This window comes from Plantactinospora siamensis, assembly GCF_042434095.1.
Lineage (GTDB): Bacteria > Actinomycetota > Actinomycetes > Mycobacteriales > Micromonosporaceae > KBS50.
The window spans coordinates 133295-153393 of sequence record NZ_JBHLUE010000002.1; the positions used below are offsets into that span (position 1 = coordinate 133295).

At 73.8% G+C, this 20099-nt stretch carries 20 protein-coding genes and 1 tRNA gene; 7 read left to right on the forward strand and 14 right to left on the reverse strand.

Going from position 1 to position 20099, the window contains the following annotated elements:
• Nucleotides 1-25 precede the first annotated feature (25 nt).
• Nucleotides 26-796 (reverse strand): CPBP family intramembrane glutamic endopeptidase, encoded by a 771-nt coding sequence (locus ACFFHU_RS02145; protein WP_377335103.1) that lies wholly within the window; start codon nt 794-796, stop codon nt 26-28.
• A gap of 243 nt (nt 797-1039) precedes the next feature.
• On the opposite strand from ACFFHU_RS02145, the gene ACFFHU_RS02150 reads away from it, so the two are divergent.
• A complete protein-coding gene (locus ACFFHU_RS02150) occupies nt 1040-2155 on the forward strand; it encodes a globin domain-containing protein (RefSeq protein WP_377335105.1) in 1116 nt (371 codons plus the stop codon).
• Nucleotides 2156-2260: 105 nt separating this feature from the next.
• On the opposite strand, the gene ACFFHU_RS02155 is transcribed toward ACFFHU_RS02150, so the two are convergent.
• A complete protein-coding gene (locus ACFFHU_RS02155; protein ID WP_377335107.1) occupies nt 2261-3787 on the reverse strand; it encodes a peptide deformylase in 1527 nt (508 codons plus the stop codon).
• Nucleotides 3788-4197: 410 nt separating this feature from the next.
• On the opposite strand from ACFFHU_RS02155, the gene ACFFHU_RS02160 reads away from it, so the two are divergent.
• On the forward strand, nt 4198-4986 hold the full coding sequence (locus tag ACFFHU_RS02160) for an IucA/IucC family C-terminal-domain containing protein (protein WP_377336016.1): 789 nt from the start codon (nt 4198-4200) through the stop codon (nt 4984-4986).
• Nucleotides 4987-4999: 13 nt separating this feature from the next.
• Here ACFFHU_RS02160 and ACFFHU_RS02165 read toward each other — a convergent pair whose 3' ends face one another.
• On the reverse strand, nt 5000-6772 hold the full coding sequence (locus ACFFHU_RS02165) for a DUF6311 domain-containing protein (protein WP_377335109.1): 1773 nt from the start codon (nt 6770-6772) through the stop codon (nt 5000-5002).
• Nucleotides 6773-7322: 550 nt separating this feature from the next.
• On the opposite strand from ACFFHU_RS02165, the gene ACFFHU_RS02170 reads away from it, so the two are divergent.
• Nucleotides 7323-8033 carry a class I SAM-dependent methyltransferase gene (locus ACFFHU_RS02170; RefSeq protein ID WP_377335111.1) on the forward strand — a complete coding sequence of 237 codons (711 nt, stop codon included), beginning with the start codon at nt 7323-7325 and terminating at the stop codon, nt 8031-8033.
• A 61-nt stretch (nt 8034-8094) separates the two neighbouring features.
• Here ACFFHU_RS02170 and ACFFHU_RS02175 read toward each other — a convergent pair whose 3' ends face one another.
• Nucleotides 8095-8628 carry a YbhB/YbcL family Raf kinase inhibitor-like protein gene (locus ACFFHU_RS02175; protein WP_377335113.1) on the reverse strand — a complete coding sequence of 178 codons (534 nt, stop codon included), beginning with the start codon at nt 8626-8628 and terminating at the stop codon, nt 8095-8097.
• A 69-nt stretch (nt 8629-8697) separates the two neighbouring features.
• A tRNA-Ser gene (locus tag ACFFHU_RS02180) sits at nt 8698-8784 on the reverse strand.
• 180 nt (nt 8785-8964) lie between these two features.
• On the opposite strand from ACFFHU_RS02180, the gene ACFFHU_RS02185 reads away from it, so the two are divergent.
• On the forward strand, nt 8965-9942 hold the full coding sequence (locus ACFFHU_RS02185) for an NAD(P)H-quinone oxidoreductase (RefSeq protein ID WP_377335115.1): 978 nt from the start codon (nt 8965-8967) through the stop codon (nt 9940-9942).
• A gap of 58 nt (nt 9943-10000) precedes the next feature.
• Here ACFFHU_RS02185 and soxR read toward each other — a convergent pair whose 3' ends face one another.
• Nucleotides 10001-10432, reverse strand: coding sequence for a redox-sensitive transcriptional activator SoxR (gene soxR, locus ACFFHU_RS02190; RefSeq protein ID WP_377335117.1), 432 nt, complete (start codon nt 10430-10432; stop codon nt 10001-10003).
• 47 nt (nt 10433-10479) lie between these two features.
• Between soxR and ACFFHU_RS02195 the strand changes: the two genes are divergently transcribed.
• Both ACFFHU_RS02195 and ACFFHU_RS02200 read left to right on the forward strand, forming a co-directional pair.
• On the forward strand, nt 10480-11175 hold the full coding sequence (locus tag ACFFHU_RS02195; protein WP_377335119.1) for a thiamine pyrophosphate-binding protein: 696 nt from the start codon (nt 10480-10482) through the stop codon (nt 11173-11175).
• Nucleotides 11175-12065 carry a transketolase family protein gene (locus ACFFHU_RS02200; RefSeq protein ID WP_377335121.1) on the forward strand — a complete coding sequence of 297 codons (891 nt, stop codon included), beginning with the start codon at nt 11175-11177 and terminating at the stop codon, nt 12063-12065. Before ACFFHU_RS02195 ends, ACFFHU_RS02200 begins: the two co-directional genes overlap by 1 nt.
• A gap of 115 nt (nt 12066-12180) precedes the next feature.
• Here the strand turns inward: ACFFHU_RS02200 and ACFFHU_RS02205 are convergent, their stop codons facing one another.
• The 6 genes from ACFFHU_RS02205 to ACFFHU_RS02230 form a co-directional block, all read right to left on the reverse strand.
• Nucleotides 12181-12891: a glycosyltransferase family 2 protein gene (locus ACFFHU_RS02205; protein ID WP_377335122.1), complete on the reverse strand. Its 711-nt coding sequence runs from the start codon at nt 12889-12891 to the stop codon at nt 12181-12183.
• A gap of 172 nt (nt 12892-13063) precedes the next feature.
• Complete coding sequence (locus tag ACFFHU_RS02210; protein WP_377335123.1) at nt 13064-13684, reverse strand: hypothetical protein; 621 nt, start codon at nt 13682-13684, stop codon at nt 13064-13066.
• Between the two features lie 56 nt (nt 13685-13740).
• Nucleotides 13741-15297 carry a sensor histidine kinase gene (locus tag ACFFHU_RS02215; RefSeq protein ID WP_377335124.1) on the reverse strand — a complete coding sequence of 519 codons (1557 nt, stop codon included), beginning with the start codon at nt 15295-15297 and terminating at the stop codon, nt 13741-13743.
• 97 nt (nt 15298-15394) lie between these two features.
• Nucleotides 15395-16093 carry a response regulator gene (locus tag ACFFHU_RS02220; protein WP_377335125.1) on the reverse strand — a complete coding sequence of 233 codons (699 nt, stop codon included), beginning with the start codon at nt 16091-16093 and terminating at the stop codon, nt 15395-15397.
• Nucleotides 16094-16159: 66 nt separating this feature from the next.
• Entirely contained in the window at nt 16160-16687 is a 528-nt protein-coding gene (locus tag ACFFHU_RS02225) for a hypothetical protein (RefSeq protein ID WP_377335126.1), read from the reverse strand.
• A gap of 59 nt (nt 16688-16746) precedes the next feature.
• A complete protein-coding gene (locus ACFFHU_RS02230; RefSeq protein ID WP_377335127.1) occupies nt 16747-17919 on the reverse strand; it encodes an acetyl-CoA C-acyltransferase in 1173 nt (390 codons plus the stop codon).
• A 125-nt stretch (nt 17920-18044) separates the two neighbouring features.
• On the opposite strand from ACFFHU_RS02230, the gene ACFFHU_RS02235 reads away from it, so the two are divergent.
• Nucleotides 18045-18470, forward strand: coding sequence for a PH domain-containing protein (locus ACFFHU_RS02235; RefSeq protein WP_377335128.1), 426 nt, complete (start codon nt 18045-18047; stop codon nt 18468-18470).
• A 72-nt stretch (nt 18471-18542) separates the two neighbouring features.
• Here ACFFHU_RS02235 and ACFFHU_RS02240 read toward each other — a convergent pair whose 3' ends face one another.
• On the reverse strand, nt 18543-19451 hold the full coding sequence (locus ACFFHU_RS02240; protein WP_377335129.1) for a rhomboid family intramembrane serine protease: 909 nt from the start codon (nt 19449-19451) through the stop codon (nt 18543-18545).
• A 33-nt stretch (nt 19452-19484) separates the two neighbouring features.
• Entirely contained in the window at nt 19485-20027 is a 543-nt protein-coding gene (locus ACFFHU_RS02245) for a peptidylprolyl isomerase (RefSeq protein ID WP_377335130.1), read from the reverse strand.
• Nucleotides 20028-20099: the final 72 nt, after the last annotated feature.

Consider the following 20099-nt stretch of genomic DNA (forward strand, 5'->3'; position numbering starts at 1 on the left):
GATAACAAGGGGCCCTTCCTTACCCCTACAGCCAGTCGAACCAGGAGCGGGGCAGCAGGTCGTAGCCGACGAAGGCCACCACGTCGAGCAGCGTGTGCGCGATCACCAGCGGCAGCACCCGCCGGGTGCGCAGGAAGAAGAGCACGAAGATCACCCCGAGGACGGCGTTGCCGAAGAACGCGCCGATGCCCTGATAGAGGTGGTAGGAGCCGCGCAGCACGGCGCTCGCGCCGACCACCAGCCAGCCGCGCCAGGCCAGTTCGCGGAGCCGGGTCACCAGGTACCCGACCACCACGATCTCCTCCAGGATGGCGTTCTGCGCGGCCGACAGGATCAGCACCGGCACGGCCCACCACTGGTGCGGCAGCGCCGCGGGCACCACGCTGGCGTTGATGCCGAGCCGCGCCGCCAGCCAGAACAGGCCGAGGCCGGGCAGCCCGACCAGCGCCGCGAGCGCCGCGCCGCGCGCGAGGTCCGACCCGGGCCGCCGGGCGTCCAGGCCGAGCAGCCCGCGCGCGTCGCCGGGGTCCCGGTTCAGCAGATGTACGGCGAGCAGCACCGGCACCAGCGCGAACGCGATGCCCAGCAGCTGGTACGTGAGGTCGAGCCAGGGTCGGGGAGACTGCGAGGCGTTGAGCGTGGCGGTCTGCTGCGAGAGCGGCCGGTCCGCGGTCAGCCGGGCGACGATGGTGACCAGGGAATAGACGGCCGACTGGCCCAGCGAGACGCCCAGCACCAGCAGGACCTCGATGCCGAGGGTCCGCCGGCGCACCGGGTTGGCGAGATCAACGGTCACCCTGACACTCTGCCCGACGCAGCGACGTTTCTGTGCCCGGGACCGGCCGGTTGACCTGGGATCCCACGTTCGGTCAGACCCGTGAGCGGGACTCTTGATCGCACACTGTGTGCGATCGGTCTCCACGGAGCGTGTCCATCCTGAATGAGCGCGCAGCAGCATGACACCCCTCGCACGAAACCCCGACCTGCCGGCCAGCTCGTGCGGCGCATCCGACGCACGACAATACCGAGAAGGACGTCTATGGACAACCTCGGGCGGCTGTTGAAGGAGAGCTGGGTTCTCGTCGAGGATCGGCGGGACCAGCTCGCCAGCCACTTCTACGCACGGATGTTCCTCACCGATCCGGGCCTGCGGCCGCTGTTTCCGGTGCAACTGACCGGTCAGCGGAACCGGCTGCTGGAGGCCCTCGTCAACGCCGTACAGACCGTCGAGGACCCCGAGCAGTTCGACACGTACCTGCGCGGGCTGGGCCGCGACCACCGCAAGTTCCACGTGGCGCCGGAGCACTACGACGTGGTGGGCTACGCCCTGCTCGACGCGCTGCGCACCTTCGCCGGCGACCAGTGGACCCTGGAGTACGACCAGGCCTGGCGGGACGCGTACGCGGCCATCGCCGCCCGGATGCTGGCCGGCGCGGCCGACGACCCGAACCCCCCGTTCTGGCACGCGGAGGTGCTCACCCACGAGCGATACGGCCGGGACATCGCGGTGTTCACCTGCCAGCCATTGCAGCATCCGCTGCCCTACCGGGCGGGGCAGTACGTCAGCATCGAGGCGCCCCGGCACCTGTCGCGGATCTGGCGGACGTACTCGATCGCGAACGCGCCGACCGAGGACAACGTGCTGGAGTTCCACGTCCGCTGCCGGAACGCGGGCTGGCTGTCCGGCACCCTGGTCCGGCGGGTCCGGCCGGGCGACCTGCTCCGGGTGGCCGCGCCGATGGGCTCGATGACGCTGGACCCGGAGTCGACCCGGGACGTGCTGTGCGTGGCCGCCGGGGTGGGCCTGGCCCCGGTCAAGGCGCTGGTCGAGGAGCTGACCCGGTACAACCGGACCCGGTGGGTGCACGTCTTCGTCGGCGCACGCAGCGAGAGCGACCTCTACGCCCTGGAGTCGCTGTACCGGTTGTCCGCCCGCCATCCGTGGCTGTCGGTGGTGCCGGTGTGCAGCTCCGACCCGGCCTTCAGGGGCGAGCACGGCACGCTCGGCCAGGCGCTCGACCGGTACGGCCCGTGGACCGGGCACGACTGCTTCGTCTCCGGCTCGACCCGGATGGTCCGGTCCACCCTGCGGGTCCTGGCCGAGCAGGAGGTGCCGAGCGAGAACATCCGGTACGACACCTTCGGCGGCGCGTAGCGGCGCCGAACGACAGACCTCCCTCCCCCCGAATGGGCCCCGGGTCCTGCGGTGACGCAGGATCCGGGGCCCGCCCCCACTCTCCTGTCGGCGCGGGCCGGCGGGTCAGTAGCGCCAGGGGTGGCCGGTGTCGCGGTACTCCTCCACCGGCACCACCGGCATCCCGGCCGGCATCCGATCGGTGTAGAGGCGGCCCTCCAGGTGGTCGATCTCGTGCTCCACGAGCCGGGCCATGGCGAACTCGAACGACGTGATCACCGGCGAGCCGTCGTACTCGACGTGCTCGACGTCCAGCCGCAGCGGACGGGGCACCAGGCCGCGGACGCCGAAGAAGGACAGGCAGCCCTCGTACTGCTCGTCGGTGTCCGGGCCGACGTCCACCACGCGCGGGTTGAGCAGCACCACCGGCGGGGCGCCCCGGTCCGGCGGGCGGACCACCGCGGCCGACCAGCCGAGCCCGAGCTGGGGCGCGGCGAGGCCGACGCCCTTGCTGAACGGGTGCAGCTGGTCGACCCGTTCCAGCGCCTCGAGCAGCCGGTCCACGGCCTCCCGGGCCGCGTCCTCCTCCTCCGGCAGCTCGAACCGGCGGGTCGGCTGGCGGAGGATGTCCGCGCCGCGCTGCACCACGCCGGCGGCCCGCATCCGGTCGCTGGCCCGCTCGCCGTCGCCGTCGTCCGTCCCGGTCGGCGCGGCCGGGGGCGTCCGGAACCGCCACTCCAGCCGGTACCGGGCGTGCAGCTGGGGATATTCGGTGTGCCACTCGAAGACCACCCGCTCGCCCTCCGGATGCCGCTCGATCGGCGTACGCAGCGGGCCCTCCTCGGCCGACAGCGACGCCTCCACCCCCCACACCTGGGGGTCCAGCTCCGCCGGCAGGTCCAGCCGCACCACCAACCGCTGGGTGGGCATCCGTACGGCCCGCTGGAACCACGGCCCCCACTTCTCCTCGGCGACCGTGTACGCGTACTCGATGGTGGCCCGGTGTCCCGGGTAGAGCGGGAAGCGGCCTTCGGCGTTCTCGAAGAGCAGCCAGGCCTCCTTGAGGGCATCCCGGTCGTGCTTGGTCCGCCAGTCCATCGACTCCACCCGGCCGTCGTCCCGCCACCGGGCCTGCAGGTCGAGCTCGGCGAAGGTGAGCGGGTGCTCCCGGTGGTGCCGGTTCGACCGGCCCGGATCGTGCGGGTACCGGTCGACCGCCACCCGGACCAGGTAGCGGGTGACCGGCTCGATGCCGCCGTTGTAGAGGCGCCGCCGCATCACACAGCGGTAGACCCCGTCCACGTACCGGAGGGTGGCCACCTCCTCCTCCACCATGAGCCCGGTGCCCGGCGGCAGCCACTGCTCGCCGACCGGGGCGGGGCGGCGGGTGGCGGGTACGGTCCGGGCCTGCCGCAGCTCGTCGTACTCCTGGAAGCGCTGCCAGATGGCGCCGCTGGCGCCCAGCACGGCCTCCGCGCGCCGCGCGAAGTCCTCGGTCGGGCGGTGCCGGCGCCCCTCCACGTGGCTGACGTACGACGGGTCGAAGCCCATCCTCGCGGCGAGCTGCTTCTTGGTCAGGCCGCGGGCCACCCGCCGCCGGGAGAGCTCGGCCGCGAACGAGTCGGCGGCCCGTTCGAGAGGCGAGAGGGTCATCGGTGTCCTCTGGGCAGGGAGATTCCAGTGTGCTGGGGCTGCCCCGCGCGGACCGTGAAAGTGAAGCGTTACCGACATTCGCCTTGACAATTGTCTATGAATCGTCAAGGATTTACACGATTAGTGTGCTCCTCGACACGCTATGGATCGGTCGATTGGCCGCCTCGCCAGCGCCGCGGCCGGTCAGGCGTGACCGGCGCGAGGCCGGGTACCTGACCGGCACGCCGGCCCGGACCGGGCGACGAGGGCCTCGATCTCGCCACTTAGGTTTGCCTTACCTGAGTTCGTTGGCTAGCCTGGCCGGAGAGGCGGCAACTCAGGGGTCCGGAGGATCCGGCGAGGCGGAGGGACAGCGTGGCGTCGACGACCGATCTGGCATCCGTCCGGCAAGGGCGGTTCGGATCATGTTGATGCTCGCCACCGACCGGCCCGAGGCCCCCGCGCCACTGGCGCCGGTGACCGGCACCCTGCGCCGGATCTTCGGCACCGACCTGGTGCCCGGCCTGGCGCCCGAGCTGATCGTCCGGGACGAGCGCGGCTGGCTGCCGGCCACCGAGCTGATCGGCGGGCGGAGCCTGGACGACCTGCTCGCCGCCGCCGCCCGCCGGTGGGACGCCCAACCGCACGCGGCGGCCGCGCTGGCCTGGAAGGCGTACACCTACTGGCTGGCCCTGCCGGTCGTGCTCGGGTGGCTGTCCGCCCGCCGGGTTCCGCTGCTGGACCCGGCCGACGTACTGGTCCGGCTCGACGAGGACGGACCGCTGATCACCGTGGGCCTGCGCGCGTCGGCCCGGATCGCCGTGCTGCCGACGGATCCGCTGGCGCTGGCCGGCGCGGCCGAGGTGCTGGTGGTCCGGGACGAGGCCGAACTGCTCGCCGAGCTGCGCCGCTCGCTGCTCGACGCCCACCTCGAGCCGCTGCTGGCCGCCATTCAGGACCGGGTCCGGGTCGGCGCCCGTACGCTGCTCGGCTCGGTCGCCGCGAGCGTGGCCCAGGCGGTGCTGCGCGCCACCGACACGGTGGCCGGCTCGTCCACCGCGGCCGTGGCCACCCTGCTCGGCGCGCTGGGCGTCGACGACCTCATCGAGCTGGTCCCCGGGCCGGCCGGCGCCCCGATGGTGCAGCGCAAGACCTGCTGCCTGGCCTTCACCCTGCCCCGGCCGAAGCTCTGCGTCGGCTGCTGCGTCCGCCCCTCCTGACGCCCCACCCCTATCAGGTGGTCAGCGGGCGGACGTCCCAGATCCAGGCGCCGCCGCGCCATACCGGGGCGATGCCGATCAGGTCGGTCATCGCCGTACGCATCGTTGCGGCGTACGGGCCGGGTGGCAGCACCACCACTCCGGCGCGCCAGAACCGCAGGTCCGCCACGGCGGCCGCCCGGCGGCGCGCATCGATCGGCGGCGCCGTGCCGGTGTCCCGGATCCGACTGAAGACGTTGCTGGTCGAGCGGGGCGGCGGGGAGAACCGGGCCCGCCGGTCGGGCTGGCCGTCCGGGCCCAGGAAATAGCCCCGGGGCAGCCGGAGCGCCAGCCCGGTGGCCGCCGACCAGCGCAGCGGATCCGCATAGTGGGCGTCCGGCAGCGGCAGCGGGACCACCGTCCGATCGCCGGCCGTGTACTCCCGCCAGGCGCCCGTGGTGACGAACTCCGGGATCGGAGCGAGCGGCGCGGCCGGCAGCGGGGTCGGCGCGAGCGGGAGCAGCAGCACGACCACGGCCGCGGCCATCAGGAGCCGGACCGACCTGGCAGGGCGGGCCGCCGGCGCCGGGGCAGGCCAGGCCGGGCCGGACGCCGGGGCAGGCCAGGCCGGGCCGGAGGCCGGGGCGGACAGGGCCGGGCCGGAGGCCGCCGCCCGGTCCCAGGCGAGCGCCACCAGGACGGCCACCGCGGGCACGGCGGCCAGCGCCCATCGGGTGGGCAGCACGGCGTCGAGCACGGGCAGCCGGTCGAGCACGGCCCACGGCCCCGGCACGCCGGTGGTCCGGCCCGCCACCCGCAGCCGCGGGCCGACGGAGAGCACGGCGAACACCAGCACGGTCACCCCGGCCGCGAGCGCCAGGGCGGACCGGCGCAGCCACCACACCAGCACCGGCAGGGCGAGCAGCAGCGGCCAGCCAAGGAACGCGTTCTCCTCGCTGGCGTTCTGCGCGAGCCGGCGCGTGGCGAGCAGGTGACCGCCGAGCGACTCCCGGGAGTACCAGCCGAAGGACAGCAGGTCGGCGGCGTACCCGGCCACCGATGGTGGCAGCCCGCGGTAGCTGCCGGGGCCGCTCGTGGCCACCGCGAAGGGGTACGCCAGCAGCAGCGCCGAGAGCAGGGTGGCGGTGCCCAGCCCGGCCAGGAAGGGCCGGGCGTCCCGGCGTACCTCCGGGCGCAGCGCCCCGACCACGGCCGTGAGGATGCCGAGCCCGACGGCAGTGAACAGCAGCAGCTCCGGATTGAGGAAGGCCTGGGCCACCACGACGAGCGCGAGCAGCGCGCCGTTGCGGGCCCACCGGCGGGGCTGGCGCAGCCGCACCGTCCGCCAGACGAGCACCGGCACCAGGAACTGGCAGACGATGTTGGGATGGCCGTTCGCGTGCGACACCATTGCGGGGGCGAAGCCTGCGAAGACCGCGCCGAGCCACGCGGCCGAACGGGTCCGGACGACCATCCGGCGCAGCAGCACGTACCAGGCGGTGGCCGTGCCGGCCAGGGCGCCGGTCAGGAACGCCGCGAAGCTGAGGTGCGGGCCGAGGAGCAGCGTGACCGGGGTGAGCGGGAGCGCGGCGGTGAGCACCGAGGTGTTCGCCATCAGGTTCACCCCGTCCGGGACGTTCATCCGGGTGCTGAACAGCGGGTCCGCCCCGGCCGTGAGCACCCGGGCCCCGTGTGCCAACATCCACTCGAACAGCGCCTGGTCCGTAGGGTTGGCCCGCAGGCCTTGGGCGGGGTGCAGCCACAGCCGGGCCGTCACCCAGCCGGCCAGCAGGCCGAAGCTCAACACGACCGCCGCGTCCGCCAACCAGGCCGGCCGCCCGGACCGAGCCGGCCGCGGCCCGGATCGAGCCAGCCGCCGCACGGACCGAGCCAGCTGCGGCCCGGATCCAGCCGGCCGCCGCGCGGAGCGGGCCGGCCGTCCGGACCGGGTCCGGCGGCCGTTCCGGGCCGGGGGCGCCGGCCGGGCCCGACCGGGCGGGCCGATCTGATCGACGGCCGGATCGGGATCGACCACGATCGGTTTGGTTCCATCGACGGCCGGGCGGGAAGCATCGACGGGCGGGCAGGGTCCGTCGGCCGGGCGGGCCGGATCGCCGGTGGCCGGGCCCCGGATTCCGGGGCGCTCGGGCGATGAGCCGCCGGAACGGATGCGTCGGGTTGTCATACCATTTCGGAGCGTATCCAGCGCACTTGTCGGCCGAGTAGGGATCGGCGGCATTAGCGAAGAAAACTCGTGTTAGTCCTGCATCCCGAACCCTGATTTCCGTACAGTCGCCTTAGATGGTTGACTCTGTCGGTCTAGTGCAACGTCCAGAGAGATCGTGAGGCGTCGACGCATGGCAGAACTCACCGGAGACCAGCAGGTCCAGTCCGAGGTGCTGGAGGGCCTGGCCACCGCCGTGAACCACCGTCGGTGGTTCGTCGAGCTCGCTCTGCCGTACCTCGGCGACAACCCGATCGAGATCGGCAGTGGCCTCGGCGACTACGCCCTGGAGTGGGCGGCCCACCTGCCCCGGTTCACCGCCACGGAGGCCGACCCCGAGCGCCTGATCTCCCTCAAGGAGCGGCTCTCGGTGGAGCCCAAGATCGAGGTCCGCGAGATGCTGCTGCCGCACGGTGAGCAGGGCAACTACAGCGCGGCGGTCTCGTACAACGTGCTGGAGCACATCGAGGACCACGTGGGCGCGCTGCGTAGCATGCGCGAGCTGGTCCGGCCCGGCGGCGCCATCGTGCTGATCGTCCCGGCGTTCCAGTTCGCCATGAGCCAGGCCGACATCGCCACCGGCCATGTCCGGCGCTACACCCGCAAGACCATGCGCGACGCCCTCGAGGCGGCCGGCCTCCGGGTGGAGAAGCTGCACTACGCGAACGCCCTCGGCCTGCTCGGCTACTACATGGCCACCAGCGTGTTCAAGCTGATGCCGAAGGAGGGGCCGATGGTGAAGCTGTACGACACCCTCGTGCTCCCCGCCACCAAGGCCGCCGAGCAGGTCGTCCGCCCGCCGTTCGGGCAGTCGGTCTTCGCGGTGGCCCGCGTACCCGAGTAAACCCCGCGACCCGCGCGAGCGCCGGCACGACCCCGCGGGCCGCGCCGGCGCCGCCGTGGTGCTACTCCTTCACCTGGTACGTCGGGCGGATGACCGCCCGGGCCAGGGTGTGGAACGTGAGGTTGAAGCCGACCTGGGCGGGCGGGGTGTCCGGCCCGAGGTCGAGGCGCGGCACGTCCAGCGCGTGCACGGCGAAGAGATACCGGTGCGCCCGGTCCCCGGCCGGCGGCGCGGCCCCGCCGTACCCCTGCGAGCCGTAGTCGTTGCGCATGGCCACGGCGCCGTCGATCGACTCGGTGGCCACGCCCCGGTCAAGCTCGGTCACCGAGGCCGGCACGTCGATCAGCACCCAGTGCCAGAAGCCGCTCGCCGTCGGGGCGTCCGGGTCGAAGCAGGTCACCACGAAGCTCTGCGTCTCGGCCGGGAAACCGGACCAGCTCAGCTGCGGCGACCGGTTGGCTCCCCCCACGCTGTCGTGCGCGAACTCCGCGTCCATCGGCTCGCCGTTCGCCACGTCCGCGCTGGTGAGCGTGAACGACGGCACGGGCGGCAGCGTTTCGTACGGGTCGGGGGCGATCGGGCGGTCCAGGTTCATCTCGAGTCCTTCCGCGAGGTTCCGCAGATGTTCTTACCCGAACCCGGCCCGGTATACGGGGCTTGCCGGCGGAGGGTGTGGGATTCGAACCCACGAAGAGGTTGCCCCCTTACCGGTTTTCAAGACCAGCGCCATCGGCCACTAGGCGAACCCTCCCGGCGCGTCCGGCTGGCCGGGCGCCGCTGTCTTAGTCTGCCATGACCCGCCGACGGCCGGTGATCGCCGGACACCGGCATGGCCGGGCGCCGCGCCGGCGCCGCCGCCGGTCTCGGCCCGGAGCGGTGGGGATCGGGGACCCCGGCGTGCGCCGGCGGCGCGGTGGGGTATGACTGGGCCATGCATGCGATCACGATTCCCGAACCCGGTGGTCCGGAAGCCCTGGTCTGGGCCGAGGTGCCGGACCCCGAGCCGGGCCCCGGCGAGGTGCTGATCGACGTACGCGCCACCGCGGTCAACCGGGCCGATCTGCTGCAGCGGCAGGGCAACTACGCGCCGCCGCCCGGCGCGCCCGCGTACCCCGGTCTGGAATGCTCCGGCGAGGTCGCCGCGGTCGGCGCCGGGGTGACCGGCTGGGAGGTGGGCCAGCCGGTCTGCGCGCTGCTGGCCGGCGGCGGGTACGCCGAGCGGGTGGCCGTGCCGGCCGGGCAGGTGCTGCCGGTGCCGGCCGGGGTGGACCCGGTGGACGCCGCCGCGCTGCCCGAGGTCGCCTGCACGGTCTGGTCGAACGTGGCGCAGCTGGCGCACCTGAGCCGCGGCGAGACGCTGCTGGTGCACGGCGGCGGGAGCGGGATCGGCACCTTCGCCATCCAGCTCGGCAAGGCGCTCGGGGCCACCGTGGCGGTCACGGCGCGGTCCGGCAAGCACGACGCGCTGCGGGAGCTGGGCGCGGACCACACGATCGACTACCGCGAGCAGGACTTCGTCGAGGAGATCCGGTCGGCCACCGGCGGCCGGGGCGCCGACGTGATCCTGGACATCATGGGCGCGGCGTACCTGCCCCGGAACGTCGCGGCGCTCGCCACCGGCGGCCGGATCGTGGTGATCGGCATGCAGGGCGGCCGCAAGGGCGAGCTGGACCTCGGCGCCCTGATGGCCAAGCAGGGCACCGTGGCTTCCAGGGCGTTGCGGTCCCGCCCGGTCGAGCAGAAGGCCGAGATCGTACGGGGTGTCCGGGAGCACGTATGGCCGCTGATCGAGTCGGGGAAGATTCGGCCGATCGTCGACCGGCGGATCCCGCTGGCCGAGGCGGCCGAGGCGCACCGGTTGGTGGAGTCCAGCGACCACCTCGGCAAGGTGCTGCTGGTCCGCGGCTAAAGCGTTAGGAGGGGACCCTTCCTATACAGAAAGCGATAACAAGCGGCCCTTCCTTCGGTCATCGCAGCAGGCGGGGGCCGGGGCCCTCGGCGGCCAGCACGTCGTCGGGGTTGTAGAGGCGGCAGCGCTGCAGGGACAGGCAGCCGCAGCCGATGCACCCGGTCAGGTCGTCGCGCAGCCTGTTGAGCAGCCGGATCCGCTCGTCCAGCTTCCCCCGCCACACGTTGGACAGCCGGGTCCAGTCGGCCCGGGTCGGCGTACGGTTGTCCGGCAGCTCGTCGAGCGCGGCCCGGATCTCCTCCAGCGACACCCCCACCTGCTGGGCGATCCGGATGAACGCCACCCGGCGCAGCTCGGCCCGCTCGTAGCGACGCTGGTTCCCGCCGGTGCGGTTGGCCCGGATCAGCCCCAGCCGCTCGTAGTAGCGCAGCGCCGAGGGCGCCACGCCGGACCGGGCCGACAGGTCGCCGATGGTCAGTGCTTCCTGCATCGCCGCCGCCTTGAGTTGAAGTGGGCTTCAAGTTGCAGGCTAGCCACATGAGCCAGTCAACGACCACGGCGGACCGGGTCGACCCGGTCGGGCCGCTGCTGACCCGGATCACCGGGGACGAGAAACACGGGCCGAGCGCGCACAGCACCCTGGACGTGCTCTGGGTGCTGTACGACCGGGTGCTCCGGATCACCCCGGAGACGGTCGACGACCCCGACCGGGACCGCTTCGTGCTCTCCAAGGGGCACGGGCCGGCCGCGTTCTACGCCGTCCTGGCGGCCAAGGGCTTCATCCCGGAGAGCTGGCTGGACGACCTGGCCGGCCCGGACAGCCGGCTCGGGCACCACCCCGACCGGCTGCTGGTGCCGGGGGTGGAGATCGGCTCCGGCTCGCTCGGCCACGGCCTGGGGCTGGCCGTCGGCATGGTGCTCGGGCTGCGGGCCCAGGGTCTCACCGACCCCCGGGTGTACGTGCTGCTCGGCGACGCCGAGCTGGACGAGGGCTCCAACCACGAGGCGATCGCCTACGCGGGCGCCACCGGCCTGGACCGGCTGACCGCGGTGGTGATCGACAACCAGTCGGCCACCCACGGCTGGCCGGGCGGGATCGCCAGCCGGTTCACGGCGCACGGCTGGACGGCCGGCACGGTCGACGGCCGGGACCACGAGGAGATCCGGGCGGGGCTGACCGGGCACCGGCCGGGCCGGCCGCACGCCGTGGTGGCCCGGGTGGGGGTGAAGTGATGCGCAGCACGTTCATCGCCACCACGACGGAGCTGCTGGCCGACGATCCGCGCGCCGCGCTGGTGCTGGCCGACATCTCGGCCGCGGACTTCCGGTCGGCCGCGCGGCGCCACCCCGACCGGGTGCTCAACGTCGGCATCCGGGAGCAGCTCATGATCGGGGTGGCCGGCGGGCTCGCCCTGACCGGGCTGCGGCCCATCGTGCACTCCTACGCCACGTTCCTGGTGGATCGGGCGTACGAGCAGATCAAGCTGGACCTGGGCCACCAGGGAGTCGGGGCGGTGCTGGTGAGCATCGGCGGCTCGTACGACGCCTCGGCGGAGGGCCGGACCCACCAGTCGCCCGGGGACGTCGCCCTGTTCGACACGCTGGGTCGATGGACGGTACGGGTGCCCGGCCATCCGGACGAGGTGGCGCCGCTGCTGCGGTCCGCGGTGCGCGGGGACGACGCGGTCTATCTGCGGCTGTCCAGCCAGGCGAACGCCGTGGGGTACGCCGGGGCGGACCGGCTGCGGGTGCTGCGCCGGGGATCGGCCGGCGCGCCGCTGGTAGTGGCGATCGGGCCGGTGCTGGACGCGATGCTGGCCGCCACGACCGGGCTGGACGTGACGGTCGCCTACACCCACACGGCGCGGCCGTTCGACGTGGCCGGGCTGCGCGAGCTGGCGGACCGGGATGTGGTGCTGGTCGAGCCGTACCTGGCCGGCACCTCCAGCGCCGTGCTGGGCCGCGCGCTGGCCGACCGGCCGCACCGGCTGCTCGCGCTCGGGGTCACGGAGGTGGATCTGCACCGGTACGGCGACCCGGCCGACCATGCCCGCTGGCACGGGTTGGACGCCGCCGGCCTGCGGCGCTCGATCGCCGCGTTCCTGCCGGTGGGCGTCGCCTGATCAGCTCGTGCGGCCCGAGGCCGAGCGATCGGTCTCGACGCGGCGCCGCCTGGTCGTCCGGCGCCGGGCGGCGCCGGACGGTCAGCGGGCCCCGGAGGTCAGCGGGCGTCCGAGTTCAGCGGGCGCCGGAGCTCAGCGCGCGGGGGCGCCGGGCCCGCTCGCGGCCGAGGATCCAGAGCGCCTCGACGCCGTCCCGCCAGGTGATCTTCTTGCCTTCCTCCCGGCCCCGCGCGCGGTAGCTGATCGGCACCTCGTACGGCCGGAGCCGGCGGCGCAGCAGCTTGCCGGTGACCTCGGCCTCCATGCCGAAGCCGCGGGAGCGGATCTCGAGCGACCGGTAGAGGGCCACCGGGAGGAGCTTGAAGCAGGTCTCCAGGTCACCGATGTACGAGTTGTAGAGCACGTTGGCGGCGGTCGTCACGGCCTTGTTGCCCATGACGTACCAGAAGCTGTAGGCGCTGTGGCTGCCGAACGTGCGATTGCCGTAGACCACGGTCGCCCGCCCGTCCAGCACCGGGGCGAGTAGCCGGGGGATGTCGTTCGGGTCGTACTCGAGGTCGGCGTCGAGAATGACCATGTACTCGCCCTCGGCGTTGTCGACCGCCGTCTTGATCGCGGCGCCCTTGCCGGCGTTGCGCTGGTGAGTGATCACTCTCACCCGGCTGTCGTCCGCGGCGGCGAGGATCTCCGCCGTGCCGTCCTTGCTGCCGTCGTCCACCACGACCAGCTCGATGTCGCAGGGGTAGTCCACGGCCAGCGCCTGCTTCAGCGCGTCGGCGATGCGTTCGGCCTCGTTGTAGACCGGCATCAGGATCGAGAGCTTCACAAGAGTCTCCGCGGTGAGTCGACAGATCTCCGACAGCGTATCCGAACCCTTTCGATCACCATGCCCGCGCCGGCCGTCCGGTGTCCAGACCCATCCCAGCGGGCCGGCGCCGGGAACGCGAAAATCCCGTCACCCATCGATGGGTGACGGGATTTCCCCGATCCCGGCGCCGCTACTTCTTGTTCGGGATGACGATCAGCCGGGCCACACCCTTGTCGCCGTCCTTCGCGCCGGCCACCCCCAGCTCGGTGCCGACCTTCACCGCGCTCGGCTGGATGGTGCTGCGCCGCTCGACCACCTTCAGCTGGGGCCCGAACGTCCACGTCTCGGTGAACCCGTCGGTGGACTTCACGGTCATCGAGGTGTCGCTGATCGCGGTCACCGTGCCGCGCTGGACGGCCACCGTCTTCGTACCGTCCTTGGTCTGGACCACGACCTCGCCGTGCAGGGTGTTCCGGCGCAGCAGCACCCGGGCCTGGTGGCGCTTGCGCCAGTCCTGCGCCCGCTGGCCCTTCTTGCCCGGGCCGGCGCTCGGGTTGGCGCCCGGACCGCCGCTCGGGTCGGCGCCGCCGGTGACCGACGGGTCGGCCGCGGGGTCGGCCGCGGCGATCTGGGCGGTGTCGAAGCCCATGGCCGCCAACGCCTGCCCGTCCGCGCCCATGGCGGCGGCCACGTCCACGGCCGCCTGCTGAGCGGTGCCGGTGGCCCGCTCGGGCACACCGCAGCCGGTCAGGCCCAGCGCCCCGACGCCGGCCAGCAGGGCCGCGCCGACCACAACTCCGAATCGCTTCATCGTCCGTCCTTCCTGATGAGGTGCCACCACCCTGCCCCGCGCGGGCCAGCGGAGCGTCAGGCCGATGTTCGGATCCGGTAAGAACTTGCCGCGTTCGGCGGGGGCGGCAGCCGAACCGTGAAGGACGCGCCGCCCTCGGGGGCGTGCCCGGCGTCGATCGTGCCGCCGAGCCGGCGGACGAGCCCGGCCGCGAGCGCCAGGCCGAGGCCGCTGCCCACCTTGCGGATCCCCCGGTACCGCTGGTGCAGCGCGCCGCGCTCGAACGCCACCGCCAGGTCGTCGTCGGTGAAGCCCGGCCCGCCGTCCCGGACCTCCAGCACACCCCCGCCGAGGAATTCGGGCGCCGCGCCGGGCGGCCAGCCCGGGCCCGCGCGCTCCGCATCGGGCGGCCAGCCGGGGCCCGCGCGCTCCGCACCGGGCGGCGCCGGCGCCGGCCCGGTCGCCCCGCCCGGGGCGGCCCGCGCCGCGAGCACCACGGGCGACCCCGGCGGTACGACCCGGAGCGCGTTCTCCAGCAGCCCGTCGAGCACCTGGCGGGTCCGCCCCGGGTCGGTCCACACTGCCACCGGGGTGCCCGGCAGCTCGGTCCGCAACTCCACCCCGGCCGCGGCGCAGCGCGGCGCCCAGGCGTCGGCCACGGTCCGCAGCAGCGCACCCAGCTCGACCGAGGCGGGCTCCAGGGCGAAGTCGGCGGCCTCCAGCCGGGCCAGCGCGAGCAGGTCGCTGACCAGCCGATCCAGGTGCTCGGCCTCGGCCAGCATGGTCTGCCCGGCCTGCCGGGCGGCGTCGGCTCCGACCACGCCGTCCGCGATGGCCTCGGCGTACCCGCGGATCGAGGTCAGCGGCGTGCGCAGTTCATGGGAGACCGACAGCAGGAACTCGCGCTGCCGCCCCTCGCTGGTGGCCAGCGCCGCAGCCAGCCCGTTCAACGCGTACGCCAGGTCGGCCGCCTCCTCCGGCGGCTCGATCGGCACCCGGACGTCCCGCTCGCCGGCCCGGAGCCGGGCGGCGGCCAGGGCGGCGTGCCGGATCGGCCTGGCCAGCCGGCGGGCCAGCAGGACGCCGGCCACCACCCCGGCCGCGAGGCCGGCCAGCAGCGGCAGCCACAGGCCGCCGGCCACCCGCAGCCACAGACCGGTGCCGAGCGGGCGGACCAGCACCACGCCGTTGCCGCCGGCCAGCGGTCGGGCCTCGACCAGGGAGAGCCGGCCGGCCACCGGGCGGCGGCCGGAGAAGGCATGCCCGGCGGCCACCCGCTGCACGGCCACCGCGGGCAGCCCGGCCCGGTCCGGCTGGCCGGCCCGGACCAGGTACGCGTCGATGTGCTGCCGGCGCAGCTGCTGGATGATCCGTTCCTCGTCGGCGGTCCGACCCCGGTCGATGCGGGGCCGCAGCGCCTGCGCGGCGAGGTTGGCCTGGGCGGCGAGCGCCTGCCGGGCCTGCCGGTCGGCCGTGACCGCGGCCAGCGGCACGGCCACCAGGACGGTGACCAGCACGGAGATCAGCGCCACCGTGCAGCTGACCAGCACCGCCCGGGCGGTGAGGGTGCGCGCGAACCGGCGCCGGCCGCGGGCGTCGTCCCGCCGCCCGGGTCCGATCACCGGCAGCGACATGGTGGGCTGGGCGACCGGGCCCGAGCGGGCCGGGCCCGTCTCCGTACCGGCCGGCGGCCCGGGATCCGCCGGGCCCGGGCGCGGTGGCGGCCCGGGGTCAGCCGGCGCAGGCATAGCCCACGCCGCGATGGGTGCGGATCACGTCGGCTGCCGCGTCGCCGAGCTTGGCGCGTACCTGGGCCACGTGCACGTCCACGGTGCGGGTGCCGCTGTGCGCCGCGTAGCCCCAGACGGCGGCCAGCAGCTCCTCCCGGGTGAACACCCGGCCGGGCCGGCTCATCAGGTGCGCCAGCAGGTCGAACTCGGTCGAGGTGAGCCGGATCGGGGTGCCCGCCACGGTGACGGTGCGCCGGGCCGGATCGAGGGTGACCGGCCCGGCCACCCGGGGCCGTTCGGTCTCGGCCGGCGCGCCGGCGGTGCGCCGCAGCACCGCGCGGACCCGTGCCACCAGTTCGCGCGGGCTGAACGGCTTGGTCACGTAGTCGTCGGCGCCGAGTTCGAGCCCCACGATCCGGTCGACCTCGTCGTCCCGGGCGGTCAGGAAAATCACCGGGGTCCAGTTGTCCTGCTGGCGCAGCCGCCGGCAGACCTCGGTCCCGGCCAGCCCCGGCAGCGCGATGTCGAGCACGCAGGCGACCGGCCGCAACCGGCGGGCGGCCGCGAGGCCGGCCTCGCCGTCATGCTCGACGTGTACGCCGAAGCCGTCCCGACTCAGGTAGAGGCGGACCAGGTCGGCGATCGCCGGCTCGTCCTCGACCACGAGGACGAGGCCCCGGTTCGCCGCTTCCCCTGCCACCGGCCAATGATGGCCGATCCGGCGCGGCCGGCACGAGCGGCCCAGGTTCGAACTGTGTAAGAGAACTCAGGTGGCCACGGCCGGGCCGAACGGCAGCAGCCGACCGTCGCCGCCGGCCGCGCCCGCGGGCGCCCGGGCCGCGCCGGCCGCGTACCGCACCGGCTGGATCAGGGCGGGCACCCGGAAGGCGTGGCTCAGCAGGGCGTCCAGCCGCCACACCTGGCGGGGTTGCCGGGTGCGGATGACGAAGCGCTCGCGGATCCCGTCGACCGCGGTGGCCGCGAACTCGACGAGGCCGCAGCGCGGATCCGGGTTCCAGGTGACGTTGTCCAGGTGCCGCAGCTCGGTGTTGAGGTGCAGCCGCAGCCGGTGGGTGAACCGGGTCTCGGTGGTCAGCACGAGCCGACGCTCGGTGAGCAGCATCAGATAGCCGGCCTGCCCGGCGCGTTCCGGGCGGGTGCAGCGGGTGACCAGCACGGTGGTGTCGCCGGGCTCCACGCACCGGCGCAGCACCGGCAGGTGCCGGGTCACGGTGGGGATGCCGACGCCGGCTTCGGCGGCGGCCGGCAGGAAGGTCCGGATGAACACGTCCATGACAGGGACAACGATAGGTGCGCTCGCGATGACGCGGCGTAACATGGATGAAAGTAAAATTACAGAAGTTCCACGATGGTGGCGTTCGCCATTCCGCCGCCCTCGCACATGGTCTGCAGGCCGTACCGGATGCCGTTGTCCCGCTGCTGCGCCAGCATGGTGGTCATGATCCGCGCGCCGGAGCCGCCGAGCGGATGGCCCAGCGCGATGGCCCCGCCGCGCGGGTTCAGCCGGGCCGGGTCCGCCTCCGTCTCGGCCAGCCAGGCCAGCGGCACCGGCGCGAAGGCCTCGTTCACCTCGTACACGCCGATCTCCTCGATGCCCAGCCCCGCTCGGCGCAGCGCCTTCGCGGTGGCCGGGATGGGCGCGGTGAGCATGACCACCGGGTCGGCGGCCGTGACCACCGCGGTGTGGATCCGGGCCACCGGCCGCAGCCCGTGTGCGGCGGCCCACTCGGAGGTGGTGATGGCCAGCGCGGCCGCCCCATCGGAGATCTGCGAGGCCGAGCCCGCGGTGACCACACCGTCCGGCCGGAACGGCGTCGGCAGCTCGGCCAGCCGCTCCAGGCTGCTCTCCCGGCGGATGCCCTCGTCCCGGTCCGCCTTGCTGCCGTCGGCCACCGGCACCGGGGCGATCTCGGCGTCGAACGCGCCGGCGTCCTGAGCGGCGGCCGCCTTGGCGTGACTGGCCAGCGCGTACTCGTCGAGTTGGCGGCGGGACTGGCCCCAGCGCCGGGCGATCAGCTCGGCCCCCACGCCCTGATTGAACGGCACCGGGTCGTCGGCCGCGAACCCCTCGACGCCGCGGTACCGCTCGCGGACCAGGTCCCCGTACGGCAGGCCGGCGCCCACGCTGGCGCCCATCGGCACCCTGGTCATCGACTCCACCCCGCCGGCCACCACCAGATCCGCCTGACCGGCGATCACGGCCGCCGCGGCGAAGTGCACCGCCTGCTGGCTGGACCCGCACTGCCGGTCCAGGGTGGTGCCCGGCACCGATTCGGGCCAGCCGGCCGCCAGCACGGCGTTGCGGGCCACGTTCCAGGCCTGCTCGCCCACCTGCGAGACGGTCCCCCAGACCACGTCGTCCACATCGGCCGGATCGAACCCGGCCCGCTCGGCGAGGGCGCGCAGCACGTGCGCGGAGAGGTCCACCGGATGCACCCCGGCGAGCGCGCCGCGGCGCCGGCCCACCGGGGTCCGGACCGCCTCGACGATGACCGCGTCTCTCATGTTTACTCCCCGGTAACGTGGCTGCCCCGATGGTAGCCCGACGCCCGGCCACGCGCGACCACCCATTGATCATGAGGCGGCCGGTCCGCACCTTCGTGATCAGCGCACGCTGGGATACTGGACCGATGGAACCGGCGGTCTGGCGGGTGCCCCGGGTCGTACCCGGACTCAAGCTGGCCGGGGCGGCGGCGCTGGCGGCGCTCGCGCTGCTGCTCGGCGACGGCGATCCGGTCCGGCCCGGCGTGGCCGCGCTGGCCGCCGCCGCGCTGCTGGCCTGGGCCGGGCGCGACCTGCTGGCGCCCGTCCGGCTGGCCGCCGACGCCGCCGGGGTCTGGGTGCCACGGGGGTACGCGGGGCGCCGCCGCCTGAGCTGGACGCAGGTGGAGGGGATCCGGGTCGACCGGCGGCCGCGGCGTGGGATCAGCACCGAGCTCCTGGAGATCGACGCCGGCGACGCGCTGCACCTGTTCGGCCGGTACGACCTCGGCGCCGACCCGGCCGACGTGGCCGCGACGCTGCGCGCGGCGCACCGGGCCGCGACCCGCGCCTGACCAGCGGCGCCCCCCGCAGGGCGACGCCCCGGCCCGCGGCGAGGCTGACCACGCGTGCAGGTTGGGGCGGTGTCAGCCCAGCAGCATGGCGGTGCGCGCGATGGAGACGCAGACCAGCAGCAGCACCAGCGCCACCCCGCCGGCCGCCTGCACGGCCGTGCGCCGGGTCCGCGGGGCGTACGCGAGGACCAGCGCCATCAGCGTGCCCGCGACCAGCCCACCGAGGTGGCCGGCGATGCTGATGTTCGGCACGGTGAAGGTGAAGATCAGGTTGACCACCAGCACCGGCACCACGCCCGAGGTGTCCCGACCGAGCCGTCTCATGATCACGAAGAGCGCGCCGAACAGCCCGAAGATCGCCGTCGAGGCGCCGGCGGACTGCTGGTTGGGCGCGCTGAACAGGTAGGCCGCGACGTTGCCGCCGAGGCCGGCCACCAGATAGAGGCCCAGGAAGCGGGCGGGCCCGAGCGCGGCCTCCAGGGTGCGGCCGAGCACCCACAGCGCCCACATGTTGAGCAGCAGGTGCACCACGCCGTAGTGCAGGAACATCGCGGTGAGCAGCCGGTACCACTCGCCCTGCGCGACGCCGTGCACGGTGAAGTCCTGATAGCGGGCCAGCCCGAGCACCGAACCCCACTGGGTCAGCGGCGTGCCCTGGCCCATCAGGCCGCCGAGCCCGCCACCGGCCACCGCGGTGCCGGCGCCGGAGGAGACCACCGACGCGAGGAACATCAGCACGTTGAGGCCGATGATCGTCTTGGTCACGTAGCCGTGACGGCCGGCGGCACCGCCGCCGAAGGCGGTGCGCGCCGGCCGTTGGCTCCGTCGGCCCAGTTCCACGCACTCGGGGCACTGGTGGCCCACCGAGGCGTCCCGCATGCAGTCCGGACAGATCGGCCGTTCGCAGCGGGTGCACCGGACGTACGTCTCCCGCGACGGGTGTCGGTAGCAGACCGGCGTCGTCGGCGGGGACTCACTCATGCCGGCAAAAATACCTCGGCCGGCGGTGTGCGGTCAGTTCCCGGACCGCTCGATCTCGACACGCTCGATCACGACGTCCTGCCGCGGCCGGTCGCCCGGTCCGGTCGGGGCGTTGGCGATGGAGTCCACCACCTTGGCCGACGCCTCGTCGGCCACCTGCCCGAAGATCGAGTGCTTGCCGTTCAGGTGCGGGGTCGGGGACACCGTGATGAAGAACTGCGAGCCGTTCGTGCCCCGACCGGCGATCTTGCCGGCGTTCGCCATGGCCAGCAGGTAGGGCCGGTCGAACCGGAGCTCCGGGTGGATCTCGTCGTCGAACTGGTAGCCCGGGCCGCCCCGGCCGGTGCCGGTCGGGTCGCCCATCTGGATCATGAAGCCGCTGATCACGCGGTGTGAGATGGTGCCGTCGAAGTAGGGGCCGGAGCCCGGCTGCCCGGTGGTCGGGTTGGTGTATTCCCGGGTGCCCTCCGCCAGCTCGACGAAGTTGCGCACGGTCTTGGGCGCGTGGTTGGGAAAGAGTTCGAGCCGGATCGGGCCGTGGTTCGTGTGCAAGGTGGCGTAGATGGTCTCGGCCACGGGTACTCCTCAGTCGTTGGTCAGTTCCATGCGGATCCTCCCATGTGCCCGTTCTGGCCGTACGGAGGCATC